Here is a 17,941-nt window from a genome sequence, read left to right on the forward strand (position 1 = left end):
TACATCAACAACGGTCATGTATCAAATGCATATGGCAGCCAGAATCGAGCAAATAAATTCTGATTTCCACACGCTAGATCGTTTCAGGCGCAATGCCTTTATTTACAGCGAGTATGACGGCTTCCGGCCGAAAGCCAACATTCCTTTTATCGATCAGGATCCGTCGCAAACCGTAGCCGATTGCCATCCGGATCAACCACTACCATTTCGCGCGTTCGCCACGGCGTATCAATCGGTGGCTGATTGACTGGCGTATTCTTCGCTTCGAATTGTCGATGACAGGTATCCACATCCGGTACCAGAAAATACACGGCACCGCCAACCTGCGCATCGCCTTTGTGTTCGGTAAGGAAGATAGTTTGTCCTTCGCGTGTCAGCTGAACGAAGAGCGGGAAACCGGGCTCGAACTGATGTGTCCAGTCAACCTTGAAGCCAAGACCATCAACATAGAAAGGCACGCTGACTTTGGCGTTGGTCATGCGTAATTGGGGAATGACGGTTTGTGTCATGGTGTTTGTATCGTGATTGTTTGCGTGGGTTTGCTTACCAGAACTTCCACCACTTCTTGGTGGCTTTGAATTGTGCCTTGGTCAGGATGCCGCTCTTCAGGCGTTGTTCCATCATGGCCGAGAACTGATCGAAATCGTGTGCATCCTCTGGTGCAACGTACATCAGGTGACCGAAATTGATTGAGTAATCTTCAAGGTACAGGCCGTCTTCACCATAATACTGATTGGCGAATGCCTTGCCTTCGTCGTTGAGCATGTCGTCCACGAACTTGCCGTCATGTGCAAATAAAAAGGCTGTGGCGGACTGCGTGCCGTTCATGACGTCCGTAATGTCATCTGGTGATTCTTCCTGCAGCCATTCACCCGCCCAGCCTTTGGTGAGGCACCATCGGAGGAAGAGGGCGATGTGGGTGCCGCCGTGTTCGGCTGGCTGGTCGACTGGAAAGTCCCCGCCGTAATGCCAGCTCGCGTCGTCGTATTTCATGGTTTTGCTCGATTGAGAGATGAGCGTGCATGGTGCAGATAATTGCGTGCGGAAGCAAGCCTACAGCGATTGTCAGAGTGCAATGTGGTTGATGCAGGATGGTGCAACTGCATCGTCCTATGCCAGCGGCAGATCGCTAATATCGGTGTCGTACAGGCCGATGCGAACCAGCACGATGCCGTGATCGGATGCCTGCGGTTCTTGAAAGATCATGTGATCGTTTAGGTAGCGCACATCCAGCACCTCTCCTATCGCTTCAGGCAGGGCGGGGTTGAACGCGGCGGATACCAGAATGTGATCGATGGTTTCAAAGTTGCCTTCATGAATATGGGTGTAGCCCACATCGCGCAAGGGATCGCGGCGTGACTGAATGCGATAGCTTTCGAAGAGACGATCGTTGACGAACTCCTGATCTTCCTGCGGATACTTTTCCAGCCCCATCACCATTTGCGTCGAAATCGCATCGGCAACATCGTTGAAGTCACCCATGACGACAATCGGGCGATGCGTGGCGTGCGTTTGTTCTGCCAGCAGGTAGCGCAAGCCGAGCGCATCCGTACCGCGACGAATCAGGGAGCGCAGCATCGCCAGTCCTGCCGGATCGGGCAGGGAGCGGCTACCATCATTGCGATAGTCGGGCAGCTTGGATTTGAGATGGCACACATAGGTATCGATCGACAGGCTGGGCGAAACGATGATCTCCGCGTGCAGGATGGGGCGCGTAAAGTCGGTGACCGGGTGAGGGACGCCAGGCAATGTAATGGCTAGCTGGTGCGGCAGTTTGCCGATCACGCCCGCACCTTCTGCAATTGGCAGGCGGGAAATGAGGGCGACACTGGGCGTGAGTTTTTCTGCGGCGGGGTCGGGATCGACACCGACATGATGCGCATCGCGGTACAGGCGGGTGCGGGCAAGAACATCCTTGATGGCGACTTGCGAAAAAATTTCCTGCAGGCCGATGACGTCGGCATCCAGCCGATCCAGCTGTTGTGCAATCCAGCGGATCTTGGTCTCGTACTCGTCAGGCGAGTAGGGGGGCTGGTCGTCGTAGTACTTGACGCCCGGCAGTGCCAGATTGCATACGTTGAAAGTCGCAAAGCGGAGTTCTTGCTGCATAATGTGCTCCTTTTGGTTTGAGCGTATCACGATGGCAAGAAAAGAGCATGTGTCGGAAACGCCAGCGACACAATGGCTGCGTCGTCACAAGGTCGTGTTTTCCGAGCATCCCTACGAATACGAGGAACATGGCGGCACGGATGGTTCATCGCGTGCACTGGGTGTGGACGAGCATATCGTCATCAAGACGTTAATCATGCAGGATGAGTCGGCCAAGCCGCTGGTTATCCTGATGCATGGCGACCGCAAGGTATCGACCAAAAATCTGGCGCGCCAGATCGGTTGCAAATCGATTGAACCGTGCAAGCCGGAGGTGGCAAATCGTCATTCCGGCTTTTTGATCGGTGGCACCTCGCCTTTTGGCACACGCAAGGCCATGCCGGTTTATGTGGAAGACAGTATCCTGTCGCTCGAGCACATTTATATCAATGGTGGGCGGCGTGGTTATCTGATCGGCATTGCGCCATTGGTATTGTCGGATGTGCTGGGTGCAAAGCCGGTGCAATGCGCACTGGAAGACTAAATAAAGAAACAAGGCGGTCTGTTCGACCCAGTATGGACAGACCGCGCAATCAGAAGAGATGGAAATGAATACAGCGTTGTTTGTCCTTGGTGCCTACCTGATCGGTTCGATTTCGTTTGCGGTTGTTGTCAGCAAATTGTTTCGTCTCGACGATCCTCGTAGCTATGGCTCGAAAAACCCGGGTGCGACCAATGTGCTGCGCACCGGCAACAAGAAGGCGGCAATCCTGACTTTGCTGGGGGACGGTGCCAAAGGTTTTGTGGCGGTATTTCTGGCGAAGGTTTTTGGCCCGGATCTGGGGCTCAACGAGACCGGCATCGCATTGGTGGCGATTGCCGTATTTCTTGGCCATTTGTATCCAGTTTTCTTCCGTTTTATTGGTGGTAAAGGCGTGGCAACCGCGCTTGGTATTTTGCTGGCGATTGACTGGCGTCTGGGTTTGGCAACGCTGGCAACCTGGTTGATCGTGGCGTACGCCTTCCGTTACTCGTCACTGTCTGCTCTGGTCGCGGCGGTATTTGCGCCGTTCTTCTATGTGCTGATGTTTGAGATCGATGCAATTGCGTTGTCGATCGCAATCATGAGCATACTGCTGCTGTTCCGCCATCAAAAGAACATCGCCAATCTGCTGGCTGGCAAGGAAACCAGAATCGGCAGCAAGAAGAAGTAGTCTTGACCGCTTTGCGACAAAGCCCGCTTATGCGGGCTTTGTTTATGGTGCGGCCAGACTGTCGAGCGGCCAGCGTGGGCGCACGTTAAAGGCGTAATCTTTCTTGGCTGCTGTCGGATCAATCTGCAAACGCATCGCGCCAGCAAAGGCAATCATCGCGCCGTTGTCGGTGCAGAATTCAAGTTCAGGGTAATAGACCTTGTAGCGTCGCTTTGCGGCTGCGGCATTCAGTGATTCGCGCAGCTGGCGATTGGCGCCGACGCCGCCGGCGATAACCAGACGTTTCAAGCCGGTTTCTTTCAGCGCGTTCATGCACTTGGCGGTCAGTACATCGACGATGGCATCGACAAAGCCGCGTGCGATGTTGGCCTTGTCCTGTTCGCAGAGATTGGCGTCGCCATGATTCTTCACCACGGTCAGGACGGCAGTTTTCAATCCGGAAAAACTGAAATCCAGATTCTTGGAGTGCAGCATCGGGCGCGGCAGCTTGTACGCATCCGGGTCGCCAAATTCTGCGAGTCGTGATATTGCCGGGCCGCCCGGATAACCCAGACCAAGCAGCTTGGCGGATTTGTCGAAGGCTTCGCCTGCCGCATCGTCCAGCGTTTCGCCGAGCATGGTGTAACGGCCAACACCATCCACACGCATCAGCTGCGTGTGTCCACCGGAAACCAGCAAGGCTATAAACGGAAACGCAGGCGGATCGCTGGCCAACAGCGGTGACAGCAAGTGACCTTCCAGATGATGTACGCCGAGCACGGGTTTGTCGAGCGCGAGGCCAAGTCCGCATGCAATCGATGAGCCTACTAATAAGGCACCTGCCAAACCGGGTCCCTGTGTATAGGCGATGGCATCGATGTCTTCACGCCTTGCGCCGCTTTCCGCAAAGACCTGTTCCAGCAAGGGAATCGCACGGCGGATATGATCGCGCGATGCAAGCTCAGGCACGACGCCGCCGTACTCTTCATGCATTTTGACTTGCGAGTAGAGTGCGTGCGCGCGCAAACCTTGTTGTGTGTCGTACAGAGCAAGGCCTGTTTCGTCGCAGGAGGATTCGATTCCGAGAACAAGCATGAAGGCGGGAAAGTAGTGATGCGATATTGGTGCGATTCTTGCGTGGATTGTAGCGTATTCTCCCGGTCAGGCACTTGCCGACTGTCCATTTTCGATTTGCATGACATCAAAAGACAAGATCGATATGCGCTCCTTGCGCATCGTCGTGATCAACACATTATTGTCACCTGACGCCGATCTGGACGAGCTTGCTCTTCAGCAGGACGAGCGTGCACGCGCTTTGCGTATCGGCCTGCTGGAAGCGGGCTACAACATCGTGGCCGTGCTGCCGGCCGATCTGCACCTGCCGGATCGCGTCATGCAATTGCAGCCGGACATGATCATCATCGATGCGGAGTCCGATGCGCGCGATGTGCTTGAACATGTCGTCATGGCAACACGGGACGCACGTCGTCCCATTGTGTTGTTTACGGAGGATCAGGCACCTTCCAGTATGGAAGCAGCGATGGCTGCCGGCGTGTCTGCCTATATTGTTGCCGGTCTGCATGCGGAACGCGTCAAGCCCGTGCTGGATGTGGCGATGGCGCGATTCAATGCCGATCAAAAATTGCGTAATGAATTGTCGGACACCAAAACCAAGCTGGCAGAGCGCAAGACCATCGAACGCGCCAAGGGTTTGTTGATGAGCCGTCATCAGATCTCGGAAGACGAGGCGTACAGCAAGTTACGCCGGATGGCGATGGATAAAAATCTCAAAATTTCCGAACTGGCGCAACGCCTGATCGATGCCGCTGACTTGCTCGCTTGATCATTAAATGGTGCATTTCGGATGCACTAAATCAAGGCGGCGCACAAAAACAGCGCGATCAGCAGGAGGTAGACAGTACTGATCATGAAGCCATCTTTTTGCATTCTCACTGGTAAAAGACGATAGTCCGCATGGTGTTCTTAAACTGGCATATGAATTGCTAGTTTGTTGTCGGTGCCAACGACGGTGCCACAAAACAGAATGTGCCGACCAATGGCGGTCGGTACAGTCAGGACAAAGACGTCCGTGCTGCAAAGGCAGGTTTGCTTTTGCAGTCCGGGCGTCTTTTTTTATTCCAAACAGCTCTTCGAGGACAACATGACAACGCATGACAGGAAGACCAACATGACACGGCGCACGATTATCAAGGCAGGAACGGCGGTCGCTGCCGGTGCTTTTGGCGGCTTGGCAACGCAAGGTGTATGGGCTGCGGGTTCGGACAAGCCAGAGAAGGAGGAAGTCAAGATCGGCTTCATTCCGCTGACTGACTGCGCTTCCGTCGTCATGGCGTCCGTGATGGGTTTTGACAAGAAATACGGCGTCAAGATTGTGCCGACCAAGGAGTCGTCATGGGCAGGTGTGCGCGACAAGCTGGTCAATGGCGAGCTCGACGCAGCGCACGTGCTCTATGGTCTGGTGTATGGCGTGCATGAAGGTATCGGTGGTGCCAAGAAGGATATGGCCGTCCTGATGAGCCTGAACAACAACGGTCAGGCCATCACCTTGTCGAAGAAGCTGGCGGATGCGGGTGCCATCAACGGTCCGGCGCTGGCCAAGCTGATGCAGATGGAAAAGCGCGAGTACACGTTTGCGCAAACCTTCCCGACCGGCACGCACGCAATGTGGTTGTACTACTGGCTCGCAACCTACGGCATCAATCCGATGAAGGATGCCAAGGTCATCACCGTGCCGCCACCACAAATGGTTGCCAATATGCGCGTCGGCAATATGGATGGTTTCTGCGTTGGCGAGCCATGGAATCACCGTGCCATCGTTGACGGTATCGGTATCACTGCAGCAACCACGCAAGATATCTGGAAAGACCATCCCGAAAAAGTGCTCGGCACCACGTCTGACTGGGTTGCCAAGAATCCCAATACCGCCCGCGCAGTAACGGCTGCCATTCTGGAAGCCGGCCGCTGGATCGATTCCGGTCTGTCGAACAAGGCCAAGATGGCCGAGGTGATTGCTGCCAAGTCGTATGTGAATACTTCGGTTGATGTCATCAACGAACGCATTCTCGGCCGCTATCAAAATGGTCTGGGCAAGACCTGGGATGATCCGGATCACATGAAGTTCTACAACGATGGTGCAGTCAACTTCCCGTATCTGTCGGATGGCATGTGGTTCATGACGCAGCACAAGCGTTGGGGCCTGGCAAAAGGCGAGCCGGATTATCTGGGTACCGCGAAATCGATCAACCGCATTGCGCTTTACAAGGAAGCGGCAACGGCTGCCAAGGTACCGCTGCCGAAGAGCGAAATGCGCACGTCCAAGCTCATCGATGGCGTGGTCTGGGATGGCAAGAATCCGAAGGCATACGCAGAGTCGTTCAAGATCAAGGCTTAAGGAGTTGTTCACATGAATATCGCAGCAGTCGCAGAAACCAACACCGCTCATTCACCTGCAGTCACCGCCGCAATTGCCGACAGCACCTCGCAAAACGGTGTTGCGGCTGCTGCGGTTAAACCACAGGCACCCGTGAAATCGGCGCGGCCACCCGTGCTTAAACCATTCTGCCTGAAAGTGTTGCCACCGTTGTTCGGCTTGTTTTTTCTGGTCGTGGTGTGGGAAATCATCTCGGCCAAAAACAGTGGCATTCCATCGCCATTCATGACATGGAAAGCGGCGGTGGAACTGTTTGCCGATCCGTTCTACAACAATGGTCCGAACGATCAGGGCATCGGCTGGAATCTGCTGGCATCGCTCAAACGTGTCGGGCTTGGTTTTGGCATGGCGGCGCTGGTCGGTATTCCACTTGGTTTCATGATTGGCCGGTTCAGCTTCATCTCGGGCATGTTCAATCCGATCATCAGCTTGCTGAAACCGGTATCGCCACTGGCCTGGCTACCGATTGGTCTTTTGGTATTCAAGGCGGCTGATCCTGCCGCAATCTGGGCGATTTTCATCTGTTCGATCTGGCCAATGATCATCAACACCGCCGTCGGTGTGCAGCGCGTGCCGCAGGACTACATGAACGTGGCGCGCGTACTGAATCTGTCGGAATGGAAAATCATCACCAAGATTCTGTTCCCGTCGGTATTGCCGTACATGCTGACCGGCGTACGTCTGGCGATCGGTACTGCCTGGCTGGTGATCGTCGCAGCAGAAATGCTGACGGGTGGCGTGGGTATCGGCTTCTGGGTGTGGGACGAGTGGAACAACCTGAATGTGCCGCACATCATCATTGCCATCGTTGTCATCGGCGTGGTGGGTCTGATTCTCGAGCAGATCCTCGTCGGTCTTGCCAGGGCCTTTACTTACGAAGACGTCAAGAGCTGAACGGACAGAAACGCAAAGGAATCATCATGGAAAACTTCAACAGCAAATATATTGATATTCACGGCGGTGAAATGTCGTTTCACACCAAGAAAGGTGTGTTCAACGCGCTGCGCGATATCAATCTGACCGTGGCCAAGGGCGAATTCATCACGCTGATCGGTCACTCCGGTTGCGGCAAATCGACCTTGTTGAATCTGATTGCGGGTCTGACGACCGCAACCGGCGGCACCCTGTTGTGCGGTAATCGCGAAATCGCCGGCCCGTCGCCTGAGCGCGCTGTCGTGTTCCAGAATCACTCGTTGCTGCCGTGGCTGACCTGCTTTGAGAACGTGTATCTGGCGGTCGAACGTGTGTTCGGCGCGAGCGAAAGCAAAGCGCAACTGCAGAAACGTACGAAAGATGCACTGGCGATGGTGGGTCTTTCTCATGCTGAGCAAAAGCGTCCCAACGAAATCTCGGGTGGCATGAAGCAGCGTGTCGGTATTGCCCGTGCATTGTCGATGGAACCGAAAGTGCTGCTGATGGATGAACCGTTCGGTGCGCTTGATGCGCTGACCCGCGCGCATCTGCAGGACGAATTGCTGAAGATCGTTGCGGCGACCAATTCCACGGTGATCATGGTGACACACGATGTCGATGAAGCCGTGCTGCTGTCGGATCGCATCGTCATGCTGACGAACGGCCCATCAGCAACGATTGGTGAAATTTGCGAGGTCAAGCTCGCGCGTCCGCGCGAACGTGTCTCGCTGGCGCAAGATCCGCAATACATGCAATACCGTTCGGCCGTACTGGAATTTCTCTATCACCGCCAGTCGCATCCTGCGAAGGAAGCGGCATAGGGAAGTGATGTCCGCCTTTCTGATCACGGCGTTTGCAGTGGATGAGTCAGAAAGCGGATATTGCCCGTAGATAGTGCGGTAAAGGTTGTGTGCCGTTTTAAATGGTGCATTTCCAACGCAAGTATTTAAAAAGTTGCGATTTAAAACTGGCATTTGAATTGCTTATTTAAATCGGCAAATAACATCAATGTGGGATGCAGCGATGAAAAAGATGAAACTGGTCATGGTGGGCAACGGGATGGCGGGTGTGCGTACGCTCGAAGAATTGCGCAAGATTGCGCCCGATCTGTATGACATCACCGTTTTTGGTGCCGAGCCTTATGCCAATTACAACCGCATTCTGCTGTCGCCTGTGCTGGCCGGCGAGCAGACGATCAAGGACATCATGCTGAACGATGAAGACTGGTATCGCGAAAATGATATCACGCTGCATCTGGGTAAAAAGATCGTCAAGGTTGATCGTGTTCGTCGTCAGGTGATTGCCGATGACGGCACAGTAGCGGAATACGATCGTTTGTTGTTGGCGACCGGTTCCAATCCGTTCATCCTGCCGATTCCGGGTAAGGAACTCGAGGGTGTGATCGGTTATCGCGATATCTACGACACCAATGCCATGATCGAGGCGGCCACCAAATACAAGCATGCCGTGGTGATCGGTGGCGGTCTGCTCGGATTGGAGGCTGCAAATGGCTTGAAATTACGCGGCATGGAAGTGACGGTTGTGCATCTGCCTGAGACGTTGATGGAACGTCAGCTCGACAAGACCGCGGGCAAGATGCTGCAGAAGTCGCTGGAAGATCGCGGCTTGTCGTTCCTGCTCGGTAAAAATTCGCAAGAGCTGATCGGTGATGACAATGGTCGCGTCAAGGCATTGAAATTCAGCGACGGCAGCGAGATTCCTGCGCAACTGGTTGTGATGGCTGTGGGTATTCGCCCGAACACCAAACTGGCGGAAGAAACCGGCATTTATTGCAACCGCGGCATCGTCGTCAACGACACGATGCAAACCTACGATCCGCGCGTGTATGCCGTGGGCGAATGCGCCAACCATCGCGGCGTTGCGTATGGTCTGGTTGCGCCATTGTTCGAGATGGCAAAGGTCTGCGCCAATCATCTGGCCAACTATGGCATCGGTCGTTATCAGGGCTCGGTGACGTCAACCAAGCTCAAAGTCACGGGCATTGATCTGTTCTCTGCAGGCGATTTCCTCGGTGGTGAAGGCACGGAAGAAATCATGCTGTCCGATCCGATCGGTGGCGTGTACAAGAAGCTGGTGTTGAAAGACGACAAGCTGGTCGGGGCCTGCCTGTACGGCGATACGGTCGATGGCAGCTGGTACTTCAACATGCTGCGCGAAGGCAAGGATATCAGCGAGATTCGCGATGCGCTCATGTTTGGTGAAGCGAACATGATGCGTCCGGGCGATACCGGTCACGAAGGCTTCAACAAGGCCGCCGCCATGCCGGACAGTGCCGAAGTCTGCGGCTGCAACGGTGTGTGCAAGGGCACCATCGTCACCGCGATCAAGGAAAAAGGATTGTTCACGATCGAGGACGTGCGCAAGCACACCAAGGCATCGGCATCATGCGGTTCGTGCACGGGGCTGGTCGAGCAGATCATCATGGCTACCGCTGGTGGCGATTACTCGGTATCGACCAAGGCCAAACCAATGTGCAGTTGCACGGATTGCACGCATCAGGAAATGCGTGACGCGATTCGCGAGCAGCACATCCTGACCGTCGCCGATGCGCAAGCCAAGATGAACTGGAAGACGCCAAACGGTTGCTCAAGCTGTCGTCCTGCCATCAACTACTACCTGATTTCGACCTGGCCGCATGAAGCGATCGATGATCCGCAATCGCGTTTCATCAATGAACGTGCGCACGCCAACATCCAGAAGGACGGTACGTTCTCGGTCATTCCACGTATGTGGGGTGGTGAGACCAATGCATCGGAGTTGCGTCGTATCGCGGATGTGGTCGACAAGTTCAAGATTCCGACCGTCAAGGTGACCGGCGGTCAGCGCATCGATTTGCTGGGTGTGAAGAAAGAAGACCTGCGTGAGGTCTGGCACGACCTCGGCATGCCGGCAGGTCTTGGGTATGCCAAGGGATTGCGTACGGTGAAAACCTGCGTCGGTTCTGAATGGTGTCGTTTCGGCACGCAGGATTCGACGCGCATGGGGCAGGAGCTTGAACGTCAGCTTGCGCTGATGTACACGCCGCATAAGACCAAACTGGCTGTGTCGGGTTGCCCGCGTAACTGTGCCGAATCCGGTATCAAGGACGTGGGCGTGATTGGCGTTGATTCCGGTTGGGAGTTGTATGTCGGTGGCAACGGCGGGATCAAAACCGAGGTGGCGCATTTCTTCGTCAAGGTCAAAACACATGAAGAAGTGCTGGAGTACACCGGCGCCTTCCTGCAACTGTATCGCGAAGAAGGCTGGTATCTCGAACGTACCGTGCATTACCTTGCGCGTGTCGGCCTTGAGCATGCGAAGAAGAAAGTCATTGAAGATGAAGCCAACCGCAAGGCACTCTACGAACGCCTGTTGTTCTCGCTCGAAGGTCAGGTTGATCCTTGGCACGAGTCTGAAAAGGCGCACGTCGACACTCGCCAGTTTGCAGCATTGACTATCTGATCATCGAAGCAAAGGAATCACATCATGTCGCAAGAATGGAAAGTCATCTGCAGTGTCGACGATATCCCTGTGCTGGGTTCGCGCGTGATACAGCGCAAGGATCAGCCGAATGTCGCCGTATTCCGCAATACCGAAGACAAGGTGTTTGCCTTGCTCGACCGTTGTCCCCACAAAGGCGGTCCGTTGTCGCAAGGTATCGTGTTCGGTGAGCGTGTCGCCTGCCCCCTGCACAACTGGAGCATCGAGCTGCAAAGTGGCTGCGCAGTGGCACCGGACGAAGGTTGCACGCAATCCTTCCGTGTCAAGGTGGAACACGGTCTGGTGCATCTCGACCTGAATGAACTGGCGATGCCTGCGGCACCGCTGACGAATACGGCGTGTGCAGGCGAGGCTGCTGCTGCATAAGATTTTCCAATTCAGAGAAGCCGCGTTTTGCCGGAGATTACTGTGAACGGGTTGTTGCCCAACGAAACACGCTCGACCTGCTGCTATTGCGGCGTGGGTTGTGGCGTGCTGATCCAGACCGATGGGGAGCAGGTTGTCGGTGTGCGCGGTGATCCTGATCATCCTGCCAATTTCGGCAGGCTGTGCACCAAGGGCAGTACGCTGCATCTGACGGCCAGCCCGACCTTGCAATCGCAGGCACGCGCACTGCATCCCGAGATGCGACTGGCACGCGGCGATGCCCGCGAGCGGCAAAGCTGGGACACCACGCTCGACTATCTCACGCATAAATTTGCTGCGACGATACGCCAGCATGGCCCGGATAGCGTGGCGTTTTATCTGTCCGGCCAGTTGCTGACCGAGGACTACTATGTCTTCAACAAGCTGGCGAAGGGGCTGATCGGTACCAACAATGTGGATACCAATTCACGTCTGTGCATGTCGAGCGCAGTATCCGGCTACAAGCAGACCTTGGGTGCGGATGCGCCACCCGCCTGTTATGAAGATATCGATCAGGCACAAGTCATTTTCATCGTCGGTTCCAATACAGCGTATGCCCACCCGATCATTTATCGTCGTATTGAAGATGCACGCAAGAACAATCCTGATCTGAAAATCATCGTCGCCGATCCGCGTCGCACGGATACGGCACGCGAGGCGGATCTGTTTCTCCCTATCTTGCCAGGCACTGACGTCGCCTTGTTCAATGGCATGTTGCACATCTGCCTGTGGGAAGACTTGATCGATCCTGCCTTTATCGATGCGCATACGGAAGGGTATGCCGAACTAAAGGCAACGGTGCGTGATTACACGCCCAAGTTCGTGGCGCAAACCTGCAGCATTAATGAGAGCGATCTGGTGCAGGCGGCGCGCTGGTTTGGTTCATCGCCTGCATCATTGTCGATGTACTGTCAGGGCTTGAATCAGTCGTCGTCTGGCACAGCAAAAAATGCAGCGCTCATCAATCTGCATCTGGCTACGCATCAGATTGGCAAACCCGGTGCAGGTCCGTTCTCATTGACGGGCCAGCCCAATGCAATGGGCGGACGCGAAGTTGGTGGCCTCGCGACCATGTTGTCCGCACATCGCGATCTGGATAATCCAACGCATCGTGCCGAGATCGCTGCATTGTGGGGTGTTGACGAGATACCGGCCAAACCGGGCAAGAGTGCAGTCGAAATGTTCGAAGCCGTGCGTGCCGGCGAGATCAAGCTGCTCTGGATCGTCTGTACCAATCCTGCGCAATCCATGCCGGAACAGACACTGATCCGCGAAGCCTTGAGCAAAGCGGAGCTGGTCATCGTGCAGGAGGCCTATCGCACAACGGCGACCTGTGACTATGCCGATGTGTTGCTACCGGCAACTACCTGGAGTGAGAAAGAGGGCACGGTAACCAACTCCGAGCGTCGCATCACGCGTGTTCTTCCTGCCGTCGCAAAACCGGCAGAAGCACGTCACGATTGGGAAATTGCCATCGACTTTGCACGTCGCCTTGAAGTGTTGATGGGAAAAACGAAGACCCTGTTTTCTTACACAGGCACGGAGTCGATCTGGAACGAACATCGCGAATCCACGCGAGACCGCGATCTGGATATCACGGGCTTGTCGTACGCAATTCTCGAAAAGCAGGGGCCGCAGCAATGGCCGTTTCCGCAAGGCGCGTCCGTTGGCAAGGCCCGCTTGTATGAAGATGGCATCTTCCCGACGGCGAGCGGCAAGGCGCGTTTCGTCAATACGGTGTTCAAGCCGGTCGCTGATCGGGTCGATGCACGTTTCCCCTTTCATCTGACCACGGGACGCTTGCGCGACCAATGGCATGGCATGAGTCGTACGGGTACGGTGGCACAGTTGTTTTCGCATGCGTCCGAACCCGGTCTGGTGATGTCGCAAATCGATGCCGATCGCCGCATGTTGAAGCAGGGTGATCTGGTACATGTAACGAGCAAGCATGGCTCGCAGATTCTGCCCCTGCTGATTGGTGACGACATGCGTGCCGGCCAGACCTTCATCGGCATGCATTGGGGGGAGGAGTACGTTTCAGGGCGTGGTCACGAGGGCGAGGGAACACATGGCGTGAATGCATTGATGTCACCCGCTTTCGATCCCAGCTCGAAGCAGCCGGAACTCAAGCATGCCGCGATCAAGGTTCTGAAGGCGGAACTGCCGTGGCGCTTTGTCGTCTTTGGCTGGGTGGATGCATCGCATGCCTTGCAGCTGCAGTCTGCCTTGCGCCCGTTCATGCGCGAGTTTGCCTATGCTTCCTGTACGCTGTTTGGCCGCGACAAGGTAGGCGTTTTGTTTCGGGCTGCGGACGATTATGCTGCCAGTGCGGAGTTGATGGCGGAAATCGAAAGCCGATTCGGTATCGATGGTGAGCAAGTGCTGCGATACGACGATCATCGGCGCGGTAATGCGCGCCATATCCTGATTGAAGACGGCAAGCTGAAAGCGGTTGCGCTTGCCGGTGATGCTGCAGCGGAGCGCTGGTTGAAAGATTATCTGGAAGCTGAGCAGCCCGTTGCTGCCTTGGGGCGTTTGCTTTTGATGCCATCAGCGCAGCCGCCGCAAGCGTTCAAGCCACGCGGGCGCATTGTGTGCAATTGCTTCAATGTTGCAGAAACGGAAATCAGTGAGGCTCTGGATGCCTGTGCGGCAAATGAAAATGCCGTCCTCACGCAATTGCAAGACAGGCTCCGCTGCGGTACCAACTGCGGTTCGTGCGTGCCCGAACTGAAAAAAATCATTCTGGCGCATCAGGATACCGCCAGAGCGGCCTGAACTTATGTTTCGCTGATACGCCTTCGGTATACTTTGCCTCATGTCTGAATCCAATACCAAAGAACCACTCGCTACCGCCCGTTTCATCAAGGAAATCGGCCGTGGCGTCAAAGGTGCGCGTAGTCTGTCGCGTGATGATGCACAACTGCTCTACAGCGCCATGCTGGATGGCCGTGTTTCCGATCTGGAAATGGGCGGCATCATGCTTGCCATGCGCATTAAGGGCGAATCGGTTGATGAGATCGCCGGCTTTATCGATGCAGCCGAGGCGTCTTTTCCACCCTTGATCGCGCCTGCGGGCGACTATGCGCCGATTGTCGTGCCCAGTTATAACGGCGCGCGCCAACTGCCAAATCTGTTGCCGTTGATGGCGATTCTGCTGGCTCGTGCCGGTGCGCCGGTTTTCATTCATGGTGTAACCAGCGATCCAGGGCGTGTGACGTCTGCTGAAATTCTCAAGGAACTGGGTTATCCGATATCGCATACCGCGGATGAGGCTTACGCACAGTTTGCGCGACAGGCACCAGTACTGATGCCGATCGAATCACTGGCACCACGCCTGCATCGCCTGCTCGCCATGCGTCGCATTCTGGGTTTGCGTAACTCGACACATACGCTGGTCAAGATCATGCAGCCATTTGCGCAACCGGCCTTGCGCTTGACGTCGTACACGCATCCGGAATATCTGACCATGCTGACTGATTATTTCTCGAAGGCGGCGCCGCCGGAACGTGGCGAGGTCTTTCTGATGCGTGGCACGGAAGGTGAGACAGTGGCGAACGCCAAGCGCGCGCAGCAGATTACCTGGATACACGATGGCGAATGCACCGTTCTGGTCCAGAAGCAGGAGCCGGTAGATGACATGCCGCCGTTGCCTGCCGATCGCGATGCTGCAACGACTGCGCAATGGATTGCTGCTGCGTTGCGCGGCGAAGAACCTGTTCCTGTTTCTATCCTTGAGCAGGTGGAACATTGTTTGCATGTAGCGAAAGAACTGAAACGCAAAGGTGCGGGTGAACATCATGAAGCAGCAAGGTAAGGTTTTTCTCGTTGGTGCGGGGCCGGGTGATCCGGAGTTGTTGACTTTGAAAGCAGTCAAGGCGATTGCCGCTGGCGATGTGATTTTGATCGATGATCTGGTCAATCCTGCCGTGCTCGAACATGCGCGCCCGAATGCGCGTGTCGTGCCGGTTGGCAAACGCGGTGGCTGCAAACAGACGCCGCAGGAATTTATCGAACGACTGATGTTGTCCGAGGCACAGGCTGATCAATGCGTGGTGCGTCTGAAGGGTGGCGATCCGTTTATCTTTGGTCGCGGCGGTGAGGAGCGTGAACACTTGCAGGCAGCCGGCATTACCGTGGAAGTAGTCAATGGCATCAGCAGCGGGCTGGCGGCGCCGGCTTCCATTGGGATTCCATTGACGCATCGTGACTGGACACAGGGTGCGGTTTTCATCACCGGGCACGGCAAGACACCGGAAGCCAATCCGGATTGGAGTGCGCTCGCCAAGCTCAATCTGACGCTGGTGATTTACATGGGCGTGGCACGTTGCGCAGAGATTCAATCGGCGTTGCTTGCAGGCGGCAAGGATGGTGCTACACCGGTTGCCGTGATCCAGTCTGCAACCGGTGCGCAGCAGGCGCAACTGATCACGAGTCTTGCGGATCTGTCACACGATCTCGCAGCATCTGGTATTGGTAGTCCTGCCATTATTGTCATTGGTGATGTCGTGCGTTGTGCCGATCAGTTCGATGCACATGCATGCCAGGAACAATCTTCTCTGCAGGCACGGCACAGCGCCTGACGACATTGAGCTGCCCATACTGGTCGGGCACCAGTACAATCACGGCTTGATTATTTTTCTGGCAAGCCATGACAAAACAGGTTGATGTGGTCGTGATCGGCGCGGGCGCGGCCGGCATGATGTGTGCGGCGGTGGCGGGTCAGCGCGGCCGCAAGGTCATGTTGATTGATCATGCATCCCGACTGGCAGAAAAAATCCGTATCTCCGGCGGTGGTCGCTGTAACTTCACCAATGTAGACACGACGCCGCAAAACTTCCTTTCGCAAAATCCTCACTTCTGTAAAAGTGCCTTGTCGCGTTTCACGCCGCAGGATTTTCTGGCATTGATGAAGCGTTATCGGATTGCCTATCACGAGAAACACAAAGGCCAGCTGTTTTGTGACAACTCGGCGGAAGACATCATCGCCATGCTCAAGGCAGAGTGCGGGATTGGCAATGTGGAATGGCGCATGCCTTGCGGTGTGCAATCGCTTGCCAAACAGGGTGATCAGTTCCTGATGGAGACGGATATGGGAACGGTACAAGCGAGTAGCGTGGTAGTAGCCACCGGCGGTTTGTCCATCCCCAAAATTGGCGCCACGGATTTTGCTTACCGCGTGGCAAGGCAGTTTGAGTTAAAGATCGTTGAGCCACGGCCCGCGCTGGTGCCACTGACATTCGACGCCAAGGCATGGCAGCCTTTTGTTGCGCTGGCCGGTGTTGCCTTGCCGGTTGAGGTGGAAACGGGTGCCAAGAAGACCCGCGGCTGGTTCAAGGAAGATTTGCTGTTTACGCACCGTGGCCTGTCCGGTCCGGCCATTCTGCAGATATCGAGTTACTGGCAACCCGGGACGCCACTGACGATCAATCTGGTGCCGGACATGGATATCGCGCAAACGCTGATCGATGGCAAATCGACGCTGAAGAAAAATCTCGGCAATTTGCTGGCGCAGTGGTTGCCGTCACGCCTTGCAGACGAATGGTTGCGTATCAATGGCTTTGTCGCAGACGCACGCATTGCCGATATGCCGGACAAGGAATTGAGACGACTGGGCACCTCACTCAACCAGTGGGCGATCGTGCCGGATGGAACGGAAGGCTACCGCAAGGCGGAAGTCACACTCGGCGGTGTCGATACGCGCGAGCTGTCGCAGCAGACCATGATGGTCAACAAGGTGCCGGGCCTGCATTTTGTCGGAGAGGCTATCGATGTCACAGGATGGCTGGGCGGCTACAATTTCCAATGGGCCTGGGCGTCCGGTGTGGCCGCAGGGCAAGCGGTGTAACGTAGAGCGTCTTTCGCATGGTCATTATTCATTCCTGCTTCAATCTATTTACGAGGACTTGATATGAGTGATTTATCTCCCAGCATCATTTCGCATGTTTCGATTGGCACCAATCAGTTTGAGCGCGCACGTGCGTTTTATGACGTCGTACTGGCAACCTTGTCGATCAGGGTCGTCATGGAACATCCGGGCGCAGTTGCGTATGGACGGCAGTTTCCCGAATTCTGGTTGCAGGTGCCGCATGACGGCAAGGTTGCATCGGTGGGCAACGGCTTTCATCTGGGCTTTATTGCCCATAGCAAAGCAGAGGTCGATGCGTTTCACCAGGCTGCACTGGCGTCGGGTGGCATGAGTGACGGTGCGCCAGGCCCGCGTCCGCATTATGGCGAGCCGTACTATGGTTGTTTCGTGCGGGATTTGGATGGGAACAAGATTGAAGCGACATTCTGGGATGCCTGAGCGCGCAGAGCACTGTTGTCATTTTGAAATGTTGTGACGTATCTGAAACGTTTGGTAAATAAAGAGGCTTCCATTTGTTGATTG

Annotated in this window: 17 protein-coding genes; 13 read left to right on the forward strand and 4 right to left on the reverse strand. The window is 55.3% G+C overall.

The genetic code is table 11. The annotated features are described in order from the left end of the window. Positions 1-146: 146 nt before the first annotated feature. The 3 genes from IEV29_RS14955 to IEV29_RS14965 form a co-directional block, all read right to left on the reverse strand. Complete coding sequence (locus tag IEV29_RS14955; RefSeq protein ID WP_188382128.1) at positions 147-509, reverse strand: bleomycin resistance protein; 363 nt, start codon at positions 507-509, stop codon at positions 147-149. Positions 510-543: 34 nt separating this feature from the next. Further along, a complete protein-coding gene (locus tag IEV29_RS14960) occupies positions 544-993 on the reverse strand; it encodes a DUF7832 domain-containing protein (protein ID WP_188382129.1) in 450 nt (149 codons plus the stop codon). Positions 994-1,110: 117 nt separating this feature from the next. After that, a complete protein-coding gene (locus IEV29_RS14965) occupies positions 1,111-2,109 on the reverse strand; it encodes an endonuclease/exonuclease/phosphatase family protein (protein ID WP_188382130.1) in 999 nt (332 codons plus the stop codon). A 31-nt stretch (positions 2,110-2,140) separates the two neighbouring features. Between IEV29_RS14965 and IEV29_RS14970 the strand changes: the two genes are divergently transcribed. Both IEV29_RS14970 and plsY read left to right on the forward strand, forming a co-directional pair. Beyond that, on the forward strand, positions 2,141-2,632 hold the full coding sequence (locus IEV29_RS14970) for an aminoacyl-tRNA deacylase (RefSeq protein WP_188382131.1): 492 nt from the start codon (positions 2,141-2,143) through the stop codon (positions 2,630-2,632). A gap of 64 nt (positions 2,633-2,696) precedes the next feature. Beyond that, entirely contained in the window at positions 2,697-3,302 is a 606-nt protein-coding gene (gene plsY / locus IEV29_RS14975; protein WP_188382132.1) for a glycerol-3-phosphate 1-O-acyltransferase PlsY, read from the forward strand. 42 nt (positions 3,303-3,344) lie between these two features. On the opposite strand, the gene tsaD is transcribed toward plsY, so the two are convergent. After that, positions 3,345-4,376 carry a tRNA (adenosine(37)-N6)-threonylcarbamoyltransferase complex transferase subunit TsaD gene (gene tsaD / locus IEV29_RS14980; protein ID WP_188382133.1) on the reverse strand — a complete coding sequence of 344 codons (1,032 nt, stop codon included), beginning with the start codon at positions 4,374-4,376 and terminating at the stop codon, positions 3,345-3,347. A 124-nt stretch (positions 4,377-4,500) separates the two neighbouring features. Between tsaD and IEV29_RS14985 the strand changes: the two genes are divergently transcribed. The 11 genes from IEV29_RS14985 to IEV29_RS15035 all read left to right on the forward strand — a co-directional run bounded on the left by IEV29_RS14985 (position 4,501) and on the right by IEV29_RS15035 (position 17,857). After that, positions 4,501-5,124 (forward strand): ANTAR domain-containing response regulator, encoded by a 624-nt coding sequence (locus tag IEV29_RS14985; RefSeq protein WP_188382165.1) that lies wholly within the window; start codon positions 4,501-4,503, stop codon positions 5,122-5,124. A 345-nt stretch (positions 5,125-5,469) separates the two neighbouring features. Continuing rightward, entirely contained in the window at positions 5,470-6,693 is a 1,224-nt protein-coding gene (locus IEV29_RS14990; protein ID WP_229726431.1) for a CmpA/NrtA family ABC transporter substrate-binding protein, read from the forward strand. A 12-nt stretch (positions 6,694-6,705) separates the two neighbouring features. Then, a complete protein-coding gene (gene ntrB / locus IEV29_RS14995) occupies positions 6,706-7,626 on the forward strand; it encodes a nitrate ABC transporter permease (RefSeq protein WP_188382135.1) in 921 nt (306 codons plus the stop codon). 26 nt (positions 7,627-7,652) lie between these two features. After that, on the forward strand, positions 7,653-8,465 hold the full coding sequence (locus IEV29_RS15000; RefSeq protein WP_188382136.1) for an ABC transporter ATP-binding protein: 813 nt from the start codon (positions 7,653-7,655) through the stop codon (positions 8,463-8,465). A gap of 202 nt (positions 8,466-8,667) precedes the next feature. Beyond that, a complete protein-coding gene (gene nirB / locus IEV29_RS15005; protein ID WP_188382137.1) occupies positions 8,668-11,106 on the forward strand; it encodes a nitrite reductase large subunit NirB in 2,439 nt (812 codons plus the stop codon). Between the two features lie 24 nt (positions 11,107-11,130). Next, positions 11,131-11,511 (forward strand): nitrite reductase small subunit NirD, encoded by a 381-nt coding sequence (nirD, locus tag IEV29_RS15010; RefSeq protein WP_188382138.1) that lies wholly within the window; start codon positions 11,131-11,133, stop codon positions 11,509-11,511. 42 nt (positions 11,512-11,553) lie between these two features. Further along, positions 11,554-14,328, forward strand: a complete 2,775-nt coding sequence (locus tag IEV29_RS15015) for a nitrate reductase (RefSeq protein ID WP_229726432.1) — start codon at positions 11,554-11,556, stop codon at positions 14,326-14,328. Between the two features lie 40 nt (positions 14,329-14,368). Then, positions 14,369-15,367, forward strand: coding sequence for a DNA-binding protein YbiB (ybiB, locus tag IEV29_RS15020; RefSeq protein ID WP_188382139.1), 999 nt, complete (start codon positions 14,369-14,371; stop codon positions 15,365-15,367). Further along, on the forward strand, positions 15,351-16,133 hold the full coding sequence (gene cobA / locus IEV29_RS15025; protein WP_188382140.1) for a uroporphyrinogen-III C-methyltransferase: 783 nt from the start codon (positions 15,351-15,353) through the stop codon (positions 16,131-16,133). Before ybiB ends, cobA begins: the two co-directional genes overlap by 17 nt. A gap of 68 nt (positions 16,134-16,201) precedes the next feature. Further along, positions 16,202-17,398, forward strand: a complete 1,197-nt coding sequence (locus IEV29_RS15030; protein WP_188382141.1) for a BaiN/RdsA family NAD(P)/FAD-dependent oxidoreductase — start codon at positions 16,202-16,204, stop codon at positions 17,396-17,398. A gap of 63 nt (positions 17,399-17,461) precedes the next feature. Beyond that, complete coding sequence (locus IEV29_RS15035; RefSeq protein WP_188382142.1) at positions 17,462-17,857, forward strand: VOC family protein; 396 nt, start codon at positions 17,462-17,464, stop codon at positions 17,855-17,857. The last annotated feature ends 84 nt before the right edge of the window (positions 17,858-17,941 follow it).

It is taken from the genome of Oxalicibacterium faecigallinarum (genome assembly GCF_014635705.1).
Classification (GTDB): domain Bacteria; phylum Pseudomonadota; class Gammaproteobacteria; order Burkholderiales; family Burkholderiaceae_D; genus Oxalicibacterium; species Oxalicibacterium faecigallinarum.

Coding starts and splice junctions, on each gene's coding strand:
- nirB (WP_188382137.1), top strand. CDS start 8,668: ATGAAAAAGATGAAACTGGTCATGGTGGGCAACGGGATGGCGGGTGTG.
- IEV29_RS14965 (WP_188382130.1), bottom strand. CDS start 2,109: ATGCAGCAAGAACTCCGCTTTGCGACTTTCAACGTATGCAATCTGGCA.
- tsaD (WP_188382133.1), bottom strand. CDS start 4,376: ATGCTTGTTCTCGGAATCGAATCCTCCTGCGACGAAACAGGCCTTGCT.
- IEV29_RS14960 (WP_188382129.1), bottom strand. CDS start 993: ATGAAATACGACGACGCGAGCTGGCATTACGGCGGGGACTTTCCAGTC.
- plsY (WP_188382132.1), top strand. CDS start 2,697: ATGAATACAGCGTTGTTTGTCCTTGGTGCCTACCTGATCGGTTCGATT.
- IEV29_RS14990 (WP_229726431.1), top strand. CDS start 5,470: ATGACACGGCGCACGATTATCAAGGCAGGAACGGCGGTCGCTGCCGGT.
- ybiB (WP_188382139.1), top strand. CDS start 14,369: ATGTCTGAATCCAATACCAAAGAACCACTCGCTACCGCCCGTTTCATC.
- nirD (WP_188382138.1), top strand. CDS start 11,131: ATGTCGCAAGAATGGAAAGTCATCTGCAGTGTCGACGATATCCCTGTG.
- IEV29_RS14985 (WP_188382165.1), top strand. CDS start 4,501: ATGCGCTCCTTGCGCATCGTCGTGATCAACACATTATTGTCACCTGAC.
- IEV29_RS15000 (WP_188382136.1), top strand. CDS start 7,653: ATGGAAAACTTCAACAGCAAATATATTGATATTCACGGCGGTGAAATG.
- IEV29_RS15035 (WP_188382142.1), top strand. CDS start 17,462: ATGAGTGATTTATCTCCCAGCATCATTTCGCATGTTTCGATTGGCACC.
- ntrB (WP_188382135.1), top strand. CDS start 6,706: ATGAATATCGCAGCAGTCGCAGAAACCAACACCGCTCATTCACCTGCA.
- IEV29_RS15030 (WP_188382141.1), top strand. CDS start 16,202: ATGACAAAACAGGTTGATGTGGTCGTGATCGGCGCGGGCGCGGCCGGC.
- cobA (WP_188382140.1), top strand. CDS start 15,351: ATGAAGCAGCAAGGTAAGGTTTTTCTCGTTGGTGCGGGGCCGGGTGAT.
- IEV29_RS14955 (WP_188382128.1), bottom strand. CDS start 509: ATGACACAAACCGTCATTCCCCAATTACGCATGACCAACGCCAAAGTC.
- IEV29_RS14970 (WP_188382131.1), top strand. CDS start 2,141: ATGGCAAGAAAAGAGCATGTGTCGGAAACGCCAGCGACACAATGGCTG.